A 12,759-nucleotide genomic window follows, 5' to 3' on the forward strand; every position below is an offset into this window, starting at 1 on the left:
GCTCGGGTAGACTTGTCGGACGGCTCGCAGCCATTCAGCAGCAGCGAAACGGAGTGGTTCAGGCATGCGTGTAGCACTCGCACAGATCAACACCACCGTCGGTGACATCCAAGGCAACGCACGCCGCATTATGGAGGCGATTGCGGCCTCTGCCGAGCAGGGCGCAGGCTTCACGCTGCTGCCCGAGCTCGCGGTCACTGGCTACCCGCCGGAGGACCTGCTGCACAAGGAGCACTTCGTCGAAGAGAACCTCGACGCGCTCGAGATGATCGCGTCGGGCTGCGACCACATGGCGCTGGTCGGCTTCGTCGACCGTAGCGATGGCAAGCTGTACAACGCCATGGCGCTCTGCGGCAACGGGATGGTTCTGCAGCGCTACTACAAGCGCCGACTCCCCAACTACGGCGTCTTCGACGAGGAGCGCTACTTCGAGCCCGGCGAATCGCCGGGGCTGACCAAGCTGGGCGGCGACCTTTTCGCCGAGACCATCTGCGAGGACATCTGGGTGCCGGAGCTTGCCGCCGAGGCCGCCGAGATGGGCGCGGGCGTGCTCTTCAACATCTCGGCGTCGCCGTTTCACGCGGGCAAGGGCGAGGAGCGCGAGCAGATGCTGCGACAGCGCGCTCGCGACAACAAGATGTGGCTCGCGTACTGCAACCTCGTAGGCGGCCAAGACGAGCTCGTCTTCGACGGTCGCAGCGTCGTCATCTCGCCGGAGGGCAACGTAGTTGCGCGCGGGGCTTCGTTCGCCGAGGACCTCGTGATCGCCGACTTCACTCCCGGCGCCAAGCTCGGGGCCTCGGGCGACCTGGCACCGGTGATGGATCCGGAGCAGGAGGTCTACGAGGCCATCAAGCTTGGTCTGGGCGACTATGCGCGCAAGAACGGCTTTACCGACGTGGTGTTTGGCCTGTCCGGCGGCATCGACTCGGCGCTCGTCGCGGCGATCGCAGCAGACGCACTCGGGCCCGAGCACGTACACGGCGTTCTGATGCCGAGCCGCTACTCGTCGCCGGGTAGTGTGAGCGACTCAGTCGAGCTGGCAACGGCGCTGGGGATCAAGACCATCGAGCTGCCGGTCGAGGAGCCGTTCCAGGCGTTTCTCACGACGCTGGAGCCGGCGCTTGAGGGTCGCGAGCCCGATGTAACCGAGGAGAACCTGCAGGCGCGCGTGCGAGGCACGCTGGTGATGGCGCTCTCCAACAAGTTCGGCTGGCTGCCACTTGCCACCGGCAACAAGAGCGAGCTGGCCGTGGGCTACTCCACACTCTACGGCGACATGGTGGGCGGCTTCGCGCCGATCAAAGACGTCTTCAAGGTGCGCGTCTACGACCTCGCTCGCTGGCGCAACACACGGGGTGGTGCACCGGTCATCCCGCAGGCCATCATCGACAAGGCCCCCAGCGCCGAGCTGCGCCCTGACCAGGTCGACCAGGACTCGTTGCCGCCGTACCCTGTGCTCGATGCGATCCTGAAGCACTACGTCGAGAAGGATGACAGCCGCGACGACATCGTCGCGATGGGCTTCCCGGCGCACATCGTCGAGCGCGTCATCCGCATGACCGACCTGGCCGAGTACAAGCGGCGTCAGGGCCCGGTTGGCGTCAAGATCACGCCGAAGGCCTTCGGCAAGGACCGCCGTATGCCCATCACCAACCGTTACGGCGGCTAGCGTCATGCCCGGCTTCCGCATCGAGACCGTCACGCACGACTGGCCCCGCTTCGCCGAGGTCCTCGGCTTGTACTTCGACGTGCTCTACGGGCCGTTTGGTGTGGAGCGCGACTTCGAGTGGTACCACCCGGCGCACGGCAGCCGCTTCGCGATCGCACTCGGACCCGCCGGCGAGTTGCTCGGCAGCGCGCGGCTTCTGCCTGAGGCGGGCGAGGAGGTGCGGCAGGTGCGGCAGGTCGTCGTGGCGCCGGCGGCGCAGCGCCTCGGCGTGGGACGCGAGCTGATGATTGCGCTCGAGCGCATAGCCGCCGAGGAGGGCGCGAGCGAGCTGTGGCTCAACGCGCGCCACACAGCGTTCGGCTTCTACGAGGCGCTGGGCTGGGAGTTCTCAAGCGAGCCGTTCATCAGCGAGCTCACGGGAATCCCTCACCGCGAGATGCGCAAGCGGCTCGGCTAGCCGCCGCTCGCTCGTCGCTCGAGCCTGCGCGCCTAGCGCGTCGTCCACGCTTCGCGTACCCTGTTCTGTGGCTCTTCTCGGCACCCGGGGTACCTTGCTGTTAAGAGCGCACGTTTCCGATTCTCACGCACCAAGGAGGGGGCTTTAATGCCGACCATCACCCGTGATCAGGTTCGCGTTCCGGCCGACGTACCGGCTGCCGCTCGCGAGCTCTACATCGACAACTACCTCAAGGCCACACAGAACTCCGGCCGCCTGATGCTTTTCGCATGCGACCAGAAGTTCGAGCACCTCAACGACGACTTCTTCGGCAAGGACATCCACCCGGATGACGCCGAGCCCGAGCACCTGTTCAAGATCGGCTCGCAGGGCGTGTGCGGCGTGCTGGCAGGCCAGCGCGGCCTGATCGCCCAGTTCGCGCCGGACTATCCCGGCATCAACTACCTCATCAAGATGAACTCCAAGACGCATCTGGTGCACACGAGCCAGGACGATCCGTACTCGCCGCAGCTCTACGACTTCCAGGTCGTGCTCGACCTCATCGACAACGGCGTCAACGTGGTTGGTATCGGCTACACGATCTACCTTGGCTCGGAGTACGAGTCGACGATGGTCTCCGAGGCCGGCCAGCTCATCGCTGACGCACACGCCAATGGTCTGGTCGTCGTGTTGTGGATCTACCCGCGCGGCAAGGCCGTCACCGATGAGAAGGACGCTCACCTCATCGCCGGTGCAGCCGGTGCCGCTGCGTGTCTGGGCGCCGACTTCGTCAAGTGCAACCCGCCCAAGGGTGACGAAACCGCCACCTCGGCGCAGAAGCTCGTCGAGGCCTCCAAGGCCGCGGGACGCACGCACCTCGTGTGCGCCGGTGGCTCGACGGTCGACGCCAAGACGTTCCTGAGCCAGCTCTACGACCAGATCCATGTGGGTGGGGCGTCGGGCAACGCGACGGGCCGCAATATCCACCAGCGCTCGCTGGACGAGGCCGTGCGCCTGACCAAGGCCATCTCGGCGATCACGATCGGAGACAAGTCCGTCGACGAGGCGCTGGCTGTCTTCAACGGCGAGGCTGACTTCACGCTCTAGGCTCCTCAACGCGAAAGTACAAGCGCTGCGGCACCGTTCCGGTCAGTAAAGGCCAGGCGGTGCCGCAACGGTTTTCCCGGGTAAAGTAGACCGAACGGTACACAAAGGCAGGCGGAACCCACTTCATGCCGATCTCAGACTGGTTCTCAGCACGCGAGACCAACCGCTATACGAAGGTTGCCGAGCCCAAAGCCGGCAGCGCCGACGTGCCCGATGGCGTCTGGATCAAGTGCGACAGCTGCAGCAAGATCATCTACGAGGGACAGCTCATCGAGAGCGACCGCGTCTGTCCGTACTGCGGATTCCACTTCAACCTCACCGCTGCGCAGCGCATCGAGCTGCTCACCGATGAGGACAGCTTCGTCGAGATCGACGCCGAGCTCGTGCCGTGCGACCCGCTTGAGTGGGAAGCGAACAAGCGCTATGTCGATCAGCTTGCCACGGCCGCCGAGAAGTCCGGCCTGCCCGAGGCGATCGTCACCGGTCACGCCACACTTGACGGCCACCCTCTCGTGCTTGGCGCAATGGACTTCCGCTTCATCGGCGCGTCGATGGGCAGTGTCGCGGGCGAGAAGATCACCCGCGCCTTCGAGTACGCCACCGCCAACAACCTCCCCATCGTTCTTGTGACCGCCTCGGGCGGCGCGCGCATGCAAGAGGGGATGCTCTCGCTGATGCAGATGGCCAAGACCAGCGCGGCGGCTCATCGCCACGCCGAGGCGGGCCTGCCCTTCATCAGCGTGCTGGCCAACCCCACGTACGGCGGAGTCACGGCGAGCTTCGCGGTGCTCGGCGACGTACTACTGGCGGAACCGGGCGCGATGATCGGCTTTACCGGCGCTCGTGTCATCGAGTCGACGCTGCGCTTGAAGCTGCCCAAGGGCTTCCAGACCGCCGAGTTCATGCAAGAGCACGGGATGATCGACGAGGTCGTGCCGCGTGGCGAGCTGAAGGACAACATCTCGCTGCTGCTCGACTACCTCGCGCCGGTGGCGAAGGGCGGTGTCTCCTAACATGGCCAAGCCCCGCTACATCATGGACTTCGAGCGTCCGCTCATCGACCTGGAGACCAAGCTCGCAGACCTGCGCCGTCTCGACCTTGCCGAGAACCCCGAACTCGCTACCGAGATCGAAGCGCTTGCCGCCGAGATCGATACGCTGCGCATCGAGACGTACCACCACCTCTCGCCGTGGGACCGCGTCCAGATCGCGCGTCACCCCGACCGCCCCAAGACCGTGCACTACATCGAGGAGCTGTTCACCGACGTTGTAGAGCTGCACGGCGATCGCACGTTCGCCGACGACGAGGCGATGTTCGCGGGCTTTGCGACCATCGAGGGCCGCCGCGTCGCGCTGCTGGGGCATCGCAAAGGCACAAACACCGGCGAGAACATCCGCCGTCACTTCGGCTCGCCGAGCCCCGAGGGCTTCCGCAAGGCCATGCGCGTGATGCGCCTCGCCGAGAAGTTCCACCTGCCAATCGTGAGCCTGCTCGACACCCCCGGCGCCTACCCTGGCCCCGAGGCCGAGGAACGCGGCCAGGCGTGGGCCATCGCCGAGTCGCTCGAACTGCTGAGCGCGCTGCGCACGCCAGTCATCTGCGTGGGTATCGGCGAGGGCGGAAGCGGCGGCGCGCTGGCCATCGGCTTTGGCGACCGACTCTTCCTCCTGGACAACGCCTACTACAGCGTCTCGAGCCCGGAGGCGTGCGCGAGCATCATCTACCGCGACTCCAGCGAGGCGGAGAGCGCCTCGGCATGCCTGAAGATGACCGCCGAGGACGTCGTGCGCCTCGGCATCGCTGACGAGGTGCTGCCCGAGCCGCTGGGCGGGGCGCATCGCAACCCGGCTGCTGTCTACGACGCCGTGCGGGTGGCTATCACGCGCTCGCTCGACGAGTTTGCCGCGATGCCTGTCGACGAGCTCGTGGAGCGGCGCTACCAGCGCCTTCGCGCGATCGGCGAGTACTGCCTGTTGGATAGTGAGTGACGCGGGCTTTGAGCCTGGCGTCGACGAGGGGGTGGGCTCTGTGAGCTCTGGAGGGTCAATCAAGCGAGTCGGAATCCTGTTCTCGGGCGGGCCCGCACCAGCGGCCAACGCCGTGATTTCGGCGGCGGTGCTGTCGTTCGTCAACGCTGGCGTCGAAGTCATCGGCTTTTACGACGGCTACTCGCACCTCGAGAACTTCTCGTCGGGCAAGCCGCTGGTCGAGGGCGTGGACTACATCAAGCTGACGCGCGACGCGGTATCGAAGATCCGCAGCGAGAAGGCGATCGTCATCCGCACGGCTCGCGCGAATCCCGGCAAGCCGATCGGTTCAATCGCCGACCTCAGCGACTCGACCAAGAACGCGAAGCTTCGCAACGTGCTCGACGCGTTCGCTTCGCTGGAGATCGACGCGCTGGTGTCCCTAGGTGGCGACGATACGCTCAAGACAGCGAACTACCTGTTCCGCATGCAGCAGCTCGAGCTTGGGCCCAGGCCGCTGAGCGTGGTTCACCTCCCCAAGACGATCGACAACGACTACTTCGGCATCGACTGGACGTTCGGCTTCACCTCGGCGGCGAACCTGGCGGCAGTCGAGATGCGCAACCTGTACGCCGACGCGCAGTCGGGCAGCGTCTACTACGTGCTCGAGATCATGGGCCGCAACGCCGGATGGCTCACCTACGCGGCTGCCATCGCCGGCGACGCGCACAAGGTCATCTCGGTAGAGGACGTTCCCGGCACGTTTGACCTCGACGTCTACGCCGACCAGGTCGCCGATCTCATCGAGGCTCGCGGGCGGGATGGCCGCAAGTTCGGCATCGTCGCTATCGCCGAGGGCCTCGTCGACAAGCTGCCGGAGCATCAGCGCCCGCAGGCGGTTGACGAGCACGGCAACACCGTGCTGGCCGACGCCGAGATCGGCAAGACGTTCGCCAAGGCCATCGAGGAGCGTTACACGGCCAAGACCGGTAAGTCGATGAAGGTGCGCCACAAGCAGCTCGGCTACGAGACGCGCTGCGTCGAGCCGACGGCGTTCGACATCATGCTGGGCGCGCAGCTGGGCGTCGGCGCGTGCCGCGCGCTGGTCGAAGACGAGCTCACCGGGGTCATGGTGAGCACGGAAGGCCAGCTCAACATCACGTACGTGCCGTTCGACGAGCTGATCGATCCCACCACGCTCAAGACGCGCATCCGGCTCATCGAGACCGACAGCGACTTCGCCAAGCTGGCGCGGGCACTGGAGTATCGTGAGGCGCGCTAGTCGGGGCGCCAGCGCGTGCGCTCCGGCAGGCGCTCGCGAGGCGTTCGCTAGCGTGTCGCACGCGTGGCTTACACAGTCTGCATAACCCACCAACCAGGAGGTCTTCACGATGTCGTGGGGTCTTGAGAACCGCATCAACAAGATCATCAAGCCGGCCGACGGCCGCACCGTCATGCTCGCAGTCGACCACGGCTACTTCCTCGGACCCACCACGGGTCTCGAGCGCTGTGGCGAGTCGATCGTGCCGCTCGCGCCCTACGCCGATACGCTGATGCTTACGCGCGGCGTTCTGCGTAACGACATCCCCAGCACCGTCGACACGCCTATCGTCCTGCGCGTCACCGGTGGCAGCAGCGTGCTCGAAGACGACCTCTCCAACGAGACTATCCTGGTAGACACCGAGGAGTGCATCCGCCTCAACGCCGCCGGCATGGCCTGCCAGGTGTTCATCGGCTCGCCGCATCAGGCCCAGAACCTCGCGAGCCTCGGCAAGCTGGTCAACGAGGGCGAGCGCTACGGCATTCCGGTCATCGGCGTGACCGCCGTTGGCAAGGAGATGGCTCGCGACTCACGCTATCTCGCGCTGGCCAGCCGCATCATCGCCGAGACGGGCGGCCACATCGTCAAGACGTACTATTGCGAGGACTTCGAGCGCATCACCAGCACCTGCCCGGTGCCAATCGTCATGGCCGGCGGCAAGAAGTTGCCAGAGCGCGAGGCTCTCGAGATGACGCAGAAGGCCATCGAGGGCGGCGCTGCCGGTGTCGACATGGGCCGCAACATCTTTCAGTCCGACAGCCCCCTCGGCATGATCAAGGCGGTCAACGCCGTCGTGCACGGCAACGCCTCGGTAGACGACGCCTATGCCGTCTATATGGACGAGAAAGCTGTCAGCGGCATCACCGGTCCGGGCGTCGGCTCCGTCGACGACCAGAAGAAGATCTAGTCCCCACCCGAACGAGCCACCCTAGCCGAGAGGCGCGCCAGATGCTTGAGACCAACCGCGTCGCGGTCTACTACAACAACGCCGATGTCCGCATCGCCGAGCAGCCCATCCCTGCGATCGGTCCCGGCGAGACGCTCGTGCGCATCCACGCGAGCGGCATCTGCGGCTCCGACGTACTCGAGTGGTACCGAGTGCCCAAGGCGCCCATCGTCTTGGGTCACGAGGTCGCAGGCGAGGTCGTGGCGATTGGCGAGGGCGTGCGCAACGTCGCGGTGGGCGATCGCGTCGTGCTGAGCCACCACGTGCCCGATAACACCTGCCGATACTGCCTGACCGGCAACCACACCGCGTGCCACACGCTGCACACCACCAACTTCGATCCCGGTGGGTTCGCCCAGTACGTACGCATGCCCGCGCTCCAAACGGACCGCGGCATCCTCAAGCTGCCCGACAACGTCACCTTCGAGCAGGGCAGCTTCGTCGAGCCGCTCGCGTGCGTGGTGCGCGCGCAGACGCGTTCCGGCGTGCGCCCGGGCTCGACCGTACTCGTGATGGGCAGCGGCATCAGCGGGCTGCTCCACATCCGCCTCGCGCTTGCGCTGGGGGCTGGCCGAGTCTTCGCCACAGACGTCAGCGAGTACCGACTCGACTGGGCTCGCCGCAGCGGCGCCGTGGCATTCGACGCGATCGCAGCGGGCGACAAGCTCCCCGAGATGCTGCGAGCGGCCAACGACGGCAACCTCGCCGACCTCGTCATCTTGGGCACCGGTGCGCCGAGCGCCATCGACCAAGGCATCGCCTGCCTCGACAACGGTGCGACCTTCGTAGTCTTCGCTGTCCCGGCTCCCGGCCAGGACCACCCCATGCCACTCAACGATCTGTGGCGCCGAGAAGTCATCGTGCGCACCGCTTACGGCGCCGCGCCGGCCGACCTCGCGATGGCGCTTGACTTGATCGCCAGTGGCCGAGTAGAGGTCACGGACCTCATCACCCATCGCCTGCCGCTGGACCAAGCGCAGGAAGGCTTCCAGCTCGTGGCGAATGCAGGGGAGAGCGTGAAGGTCGTGCTGGAGCCGTAGGGCGAGATGGCTCGCACGCTCGGAGCGCTTTTTCGGGTTCAAATCGTACGTCGTCCACTAGAGTCTAATTGCTGAAACACTTTCGCCGGAGTGTCCAGGTCTTGCTAGTCGAAGCCGGAATCGGCCACAACGCGCCACGTCACGCGACTGCAGCGCCTTGGCGTTCGGCTGCCGTTCACCTTCGATCAAAACGCAGGCTCGAGGGTAAGAACTTTGCGCGCAGTGGGGTGCGCACTGGGCGTCCTGATTGGGGGTCGGACGTAATGACTTTTCGTTATCTGTCCGGAAGGCGACGCTGGGCGGGCGTCTCGGCATTGCTGGTCTGTCTACTGTTGTTCGCTCTGCCCGCGTCGGCATTCGCCGTCACGTGGGCCAACCAGTGCCCGGCTCCGGGCATGGTTTATCACACTCAGCCCGGCAGCTTGTACGTCGATCTTTTCGGGTCGACGGTGAACAAGAGCACAGCATTCATCTCGCTCGACAACGGCCCGAACAAGCTCCTGACGGTGGCCGCTAAGAGCGCCACTGGCCACTGGGAGTTGAACGAAGCCCTGCAGCCAGACGGCGTCACATGGAAGGCCACGTGGGTCTGGGTCGCCGACAATCCAGCTCTTGGCAGCACCAAGGTGGCCCTGAGCTACTACCCGCCCAACTTCGGCGACGGGTGGCATCGGGCCGGCATCTCCCTGAAAGACCAGAGCTCGCCAGCGAACTCGTACGCCACGTCGTGGCAGTTCGAGATTGAAGTACCGCCTGTGATTGGGACACCGTCGCCAGCCAAGGGCTCGGTCATCACAAACGCCATGCCCACACTCCTAGTTCCGGTAGCTGACAACACCTACGTGGACTACTGCGAGTTCTGGGTCAACGGCGTGTACCTCGGAGGCGGAATGGTCAGCGCTCCGAGCGGCACTGCGATGATGCCGGTGGGTCCATTGCCGAACGGCCTGAATACGATCTTCGTCCAAGCCTTTGACGGAAACGGCAACGAGTCCGACAAGACTTGGACCTTCACCGTGAACGCTCCGTAGGAGTTAGCGGGGGGCGCGCCCCCCGCCAACACGACAAGCAGGACGCCCTCACACCCAGCCCAAGCGCAGCGCAGGCCCTCCGAGAACTTCGTGGAGGGCCTGCTTCTTGGGGCTGGTGTCAACGCCGAGGCGTATGCCGTCGACTCCGACATTCAGGTCACCACGTGCGAGACGCATCCGCCAAGGCCAAGAGGATGGCTATCCATCCCGCCACGCTGCAAACGTTTGGAGTCAACGCCCCAGACGCAGGCGACGTGGGCGGCCCAGATTGTGCGCGGAGAGCTGGCAACTCCTGGGGCTGAATCCCCAAGCTGAAGGGTGCCTAGCCAGTTGCCGCGGTAACAAGCCCATCCGTGATGGTCCACCATCCAGTTGCCGTCACGGAAGGCGCGTCTTCGAGGTCCGCGTGGCAAGGAAGGCGCGCCTTGTCGGCGCATCGCTTTGAGCGGAGGTCAATCACAGCGCCTGGGCTCGTGTACCGAGTCGCGCCCAGCCAATCGATCCCCCGCAACACAAAACCCCCGCAGCCGTAAAACACCAGCGCAGAGGCCTAATTCACCACAAACACCATACCATGGATCGACCTGAAAATCGAGTCCTGACCTTCTCGGGATAAGGGTGTAGAACCTCATGTTGAGGTGATGCGAATGATCGTTCCATTCGGGCAGAACGACGCCCAGCTGCAATTGCAGGCCGCCGCGCAGGAGCTCGAGTCGTGCAACAACGTGACCCAGCGTTACGGGATCACCCTGTCTCAGCAGGACATTCAGGCCTTGGTTGTCGGCCGTCTCGACGCGCTGCAGGAGACCGAGCGTGTGGAGTTTGGCGGCGGCGTGGCCAAGGACCTGGTGCTCGCATTCAGCAGCTCGGTGTACGTGTCTCAGACCGGGTTCGTCCAGACTGTCCTCGAGCTCCAGGACCTGTTCTACCTGTTCAAGAACGAATCGGAGGAGCAGATTCCCGACGACGACTTGATCCGCACCATGCGGTCGCTCTATGACGATGTGGCCCAGGGCGACATGGAGCGACTGTCCGAGGCGCTTCTCGACGGGCTGGCTCGGCACGTGCGCGAGGTGGCAGACGTTGAGGACGCCGCCGATCCCGGTGCCGACGACGCCGTGAAGAACGGCTACACGCTCGCGGCACACCGCTACGACGTGTCGAAGTGGGTCGACGACGAGTTCGCGCCCGCGTGGGATGGCGCCAGCTGGATGGACGAGTAGGGGTGCCGTTGTTGGCAGATGAGTGCGGACCGGCGCCATCCGAGGAACCGGGTAGCGCAGTCTCGCCCGTGCCGTTGCCGGGCCGGGCCAGCGAGCTGGCGTCCCCCGAGGATGTCGCCGCCTTCCAGAGCAGGTTCCTGCGGCTGCTCGAGCACCGCACGGCGATCTACACGATGGGCGACAGCAGCTCCGTGCCCAAACACGTCGCCGTCGACATCTTGCGGTCGGTCTGCTTCGTACTGGGCATCGATCCGGAGGATCCGACTATCCCTGACGAGCTGCTCTCTGTCGATCTCGACGCCGAGTTCCGGCGCAGACTCGCTGACATCGAGCGCAGGGTCGAGCTGACGGGCACGTTGTGGCAACAGGCAAACGCCAGCATGCCCCAGCTTCCGAACATCTCGCTGCACGATACGATGGCCACCATCGGCGACTTTCCGAGGGTCTACGACGTCCGGTCGATGGCGCACGACGTCCCTATTAGCTTCGACTACCAGCTCTGCCACCCCGTGTCCGAGGAGCAGCTCGGCGTGGACTACATCAACGAGTACCTGCGGCACGTGATCATCGAGAACGACTTCCTGGGCAGGTTCGAGCTGAACTCGTGCAAGCGGCTGCTTTCGGCGAGCTCTCCGGACTACGAGGGGCTGCTCATCAACCTCTACGAGCCGGTTGCGGCCAACGCCATCGGGCTGGCGCTGGTGGGGAAGGACCCGCATCCACTCAAGGTCAGCGACGCCGACCGCGATGAGATCGTGCGCCGGCTGGGCGCGCTCGGGCACGTTGCGCGCCAGCGTGTGCTGCGCGACGCCGCGGCGGGTGCGTGCGACTCGCTGGGCATCAGCGACGCGACGGCGAGGGAGTACCTGGCCGACTGGGCCGCTGAACTGCTGCCGCGCATTGAGATCGGCCTTCCGCGGCAGGAGCTGCGCGGAGTGTTCGTGGCGTTCTAGCGGGACGTGACGAGTCGCCTATGCCCACCGGATGTGGTCGTAGCGGACCCATCCGGCGTGGCCGCCCCAAGAAACTGCGACGTACTTTCGGCCGCGCCGCACGACGATCGGGCCGGTGACGTTCACGAATCCGCCTTTGGTGGGCGACGGACTCCTCTTGGTGCGAATGGTCGCGTTCCACAGCTGCGAGTTCTGGCGCATCACCGCACGCGTGTGATAGCCCGGCGGGTTGGCCGTGGGATCGCCGAAGTTCTTGCGGAAGATCATCCAGAAGTTCGCGTTTCCCGAGAGGCTGCTCGCCTGCGACGAGAGGTCGCCGTAGGGGGCCTTCGCGCCGATGCTCGGGTTGTAGATGTAGAGCTTGTATGTCCCGAGGTTGGAAGTCCTCACGTCCACATTGGGATGCTGGTAGATGTCTGCGACCACCACATACGGCGACTTCCAGAGCGGGATCGTCGAGCCGTTCTTGCCCTCGCCGTACCCGTCGAGCAAGCGTGCCCCGTACCACATCTGCTTGCCGAATCCGGGGTACTTGTTGGTAGAGCCGTTGGGACAGCCCGCGCCGATGGCTCGCGAGAGAGTGTTCTTGTCGAGCGACGTGCGCGTCAGAAGACTCTGCTCCTTCTGGAGCAAAGACAGCATCACGCGAGGATTGATGTGCCACTGATTGCACGCCTCATTGATGATCTGTGCCGCGGGCTTCTTGACGTTGTTGTAGTCCGTGGTGACAAGCGACTTGAGCGGTCCCTTCTGAGCGTTCAGGAACGCCTGGATGTCCGATTGCGAGAGTGTCCCAGAGGCACGCATGTTCGCATCGGAGATCACGAAGGCGGGGTTGAACGTGGTGGCGCTTGCCGCCGCCGGTATGCCGAGCACCGCGCCTAGGGCGAGAGCGACGACAGTCAGCGCCAGCGTCCGGAGACGGGCACGTTGTATCAAGCATCGGTCGGTCTGCATTCAATCCCCTTTGCGTCGGGCTTCGTCGCTGGTCAGCGTGGCGACGTCGACCGGACGTGTATAGAACATACAACTCGAAGCGCGGGGAGGTATGAGAGGGTTCTC

General features: G+C 65.0%; 12 protein-coding genes. 11 read left to right on the top strand and 1 reads right to left on the bottom strand.

Annotated elements, in window-relative coordinates; all coding sequences use genetic code 11:
• The first annotated feature begins 64 nt into the window (after positions 1–64).
• The 11 genes from P4L93_08130 to P4L93_08180 all read left to right on the top strand — a co-directional run bounded on the left by P4L93_08130 (position 65) and on the right by P4L93_08180 (position 11,697).
• Complete coding sequence (locus P4L93_08130; protein MDR3686906.1) at positions 65–1,672, top strand: NAD+ synthase; 1,608 nt, start codon at positions 65–67, stop codon at positions 1,670–1,672.
• Positions 1,673–1,676: 4 nt separating this feature from the next.
• Positions 1,677–2,129 (top strand): GNAT family N-acetyltransferase, encoded by a 453-nt coding sequence (locus tag P4L93_08135; GenBank protein ID MDR3686907.1) that lies wholly within the window; start codon positions 1,677–1,679, stop codon positions 2,127–2,129.
• Between the two features lie 147 nt (positions 2,130–2,276).
• Positions 2,277–3,215 (top strand): aldolase, encoded by a 939-nt coding sequence (locus P4L93_08140; protein MDR3686908.1) that lies wholly within the window; start codon positions 2,277–2,279, stop codon positions 3,213–3,215.
• A gap of 125 nt (positions 3,216–3,340) precedes the next feature.
• Positions 3,341–4,228, top strand: coding sequence for an acetyl-CoA carboxylase, carboxyltransferase subunit beta (accD, locus tag P4L93_08145; protein MDR3686909.1), 888 nt, complete (start codon positions 3,341–3,343; stop codon positions 4,226–4,228).
• A 1-nt stretch (position 4,229) separates the two neighbouring features.
• The gene (locus P4L93_08150) at positions 4,230–5,204 is read left to right on the top strand and encodes an acetyl-CoA carboxylase carboxyltransferase subunit alpha (protein ID MDR3686910.1); all 975 of its coding nucleotides are present in this window, start codon (positions 4,230–4,232) and stop codon (positions 5,202–5,204) included.
• A 40-nt stretch (positions 5,205–5,244) separates the two neighbouring features.
• Positions 5,245–6,465 carry a 6-phosphofructokinase gene (locus P4L93_08155; GenBank protein ID MDR3686911.1) on the top strand — a complete coding sequence of 407 codons (1,221 nt, stop codon included), beginning with the start codon at positions 5,245–5,247 and terminating at the stop codon, positions 6,463–6,465.
• 109 nt (positions 6,466–6,574) lie between these two features.
• Positions 6,575–7,411 (top strand): 3-hydroxy-5-phosphonooxypentane-2,4-dione thiolase, encoded by an 837-nt coding sequence (lsrF, locus tag P4L93_08160; protein MDR3686912.1) that lies wholly within the window; start codon positions 6,575–6,577, stop codon positions 7,409–7,411.
• Between the two features lie 41 nt (positions 7,412–7,452).
• Complete coding sequence (locus P4L93_08165) at positions 7,453–8,490, top strand: alcohol dehydrogenase catalytic domain-containing protein (GenBank protein MDR3686913.1); 1,038 nt, start codon at positions 7,453–7,455, stop codon at positions 8,488–8,490.
• A 263-nt stretch (positions 8,491–8,753) separates the two neighbouring features.
• Positions 8,754–9,521: a hypothetical protein gene (locus tag P4L93_08170; protein MDR3686914.1), complete on the top strand. Its 768-nt coding sequence runs from the start codon at positions 8,754–8,756 to the stop codon at positions 9,519–9,521.
• Positions 9,522–10,168: 647 nt separating this feature from the next.
• Positions 10,169–10,744 carry a DUF6323 family protein gene (locus tag P4L93_08175; protein MDR3686915.1) on the top strand — a complete coding sequence of 192 codons (576 nt, stop codon included), beginning with the start codon at positions 10,169–10,171 and terminating at the stop codon, positions 10,742–10,744.
• Positions 10,745–10,755: 11 nt separating this feature from the next.
• Positions 10,756–11,697 (top strand): DUF6179 domain-containing protein, encoded by a 942-nt coding sequence (locus P4L93_08180; GenBank protein MDR3686916.1) that lies wholly within the window; start codon positions 10,756–10,758, stop codon positions 11,695–11,697.
• Between the two features lie 18 nt (positions 11,698–11,715).
• Here P4L93_08180 and P4L93_08185 read toward each other — a convergent pair whose 3' ends face one another.
• A complete protein-coding gene (locus P4L93_08185) occupies positions 11,716–12,654 on the bottom strand; it encodes a hypothetical protein (protein MDR3686917.1) in 939 nt (312 codons plus the stop codon).
• Positions 12,655–12,759 lie beyond the last annotated feature (105 nt).

The sequence above is a fragment of the Coriobacteriia bacterium genome (assembly GCA_031292615.1).
Lineage (GTDB): Bacteria > Actinomycetota > Coriobacteriia > Anaerosomatales > JAAXUF01 > JARLGT01.

What these genes read in the sequence shown, in the direction of transcription:
- P4L93_08165 (MDR3686913.1), top strand. Translation starts at nt 7,453, where the DNA reads ATGCTTGAGACCAACCGCGTCGCGGTCTACTACAACAACGCCGATGTC.
- lsrF (MDR3686912.1), top strand. Translation starts at nt 6,575, where the DNA reads ATGTCGTGGGGTCTTGAGAACCGCATCAACAAGATCATCAAGCCGGCC.
- P4L93_08140 (MDR3686908.1), top strand. Translation starts at nt 2,277, where the DNA reads ATGCCGACCATCACCCGTGATCAGGTTCGCGTTCCGGCCGACGTACCG.
- P4L93_08135 (MDR3686907.1), top strand. Translation starts at nt 1,677, where the DNA reads ATGCCCGGCTTCCGCATCGAGACCGTCACGCACGACTGGCCCCGCTTC.
- P4L93_08185 (MDR3686917.1), bottom strand. Translation starts at nt 12,654, where the DNA reads ATGCAGACCGACCGATGCTTGATACAACGTGCCCGTCTCCGGACGCTG.
- P4L93_08130 (MDR3686906.1), top strand. Translation starts at nt 65, where the DNA reads ATGCGTGTAGCACTCGCACAGATCAACACCACCGTCGGTGACATCCAA.
- P4L93_08170 (MDR3686914.1), top strand. Translation starts at nt 8,754, where the DNA reads ATGACTTTTCGTTATCTGTCCGGAAGGCGACGCTGGGCGGGCGTCTCG.
- P4L93_08150 (MDR3686910.1), top strand. Translation starts at nt 4,230, where the DNA reads ATGGCCAAGCCCCGCTACATCATGGACTTCGAGCGTCCGCTCATCGAC.
- P4L93_08175 (MDR3686915.1), top strand. Translation starts at nt 10,169, where the DNA reads ATGATCGTTCCATTCGGGCAGAACGACGCCCAGCTGCAATTGCAGGCC.
- accD (MDR3686909.1), top strand. Translation starts at nt 3,341, where the DNA reads ATGCCGATCTCAGACTGGTTCTCAGCACGCGAGACCAACCGCTATACG.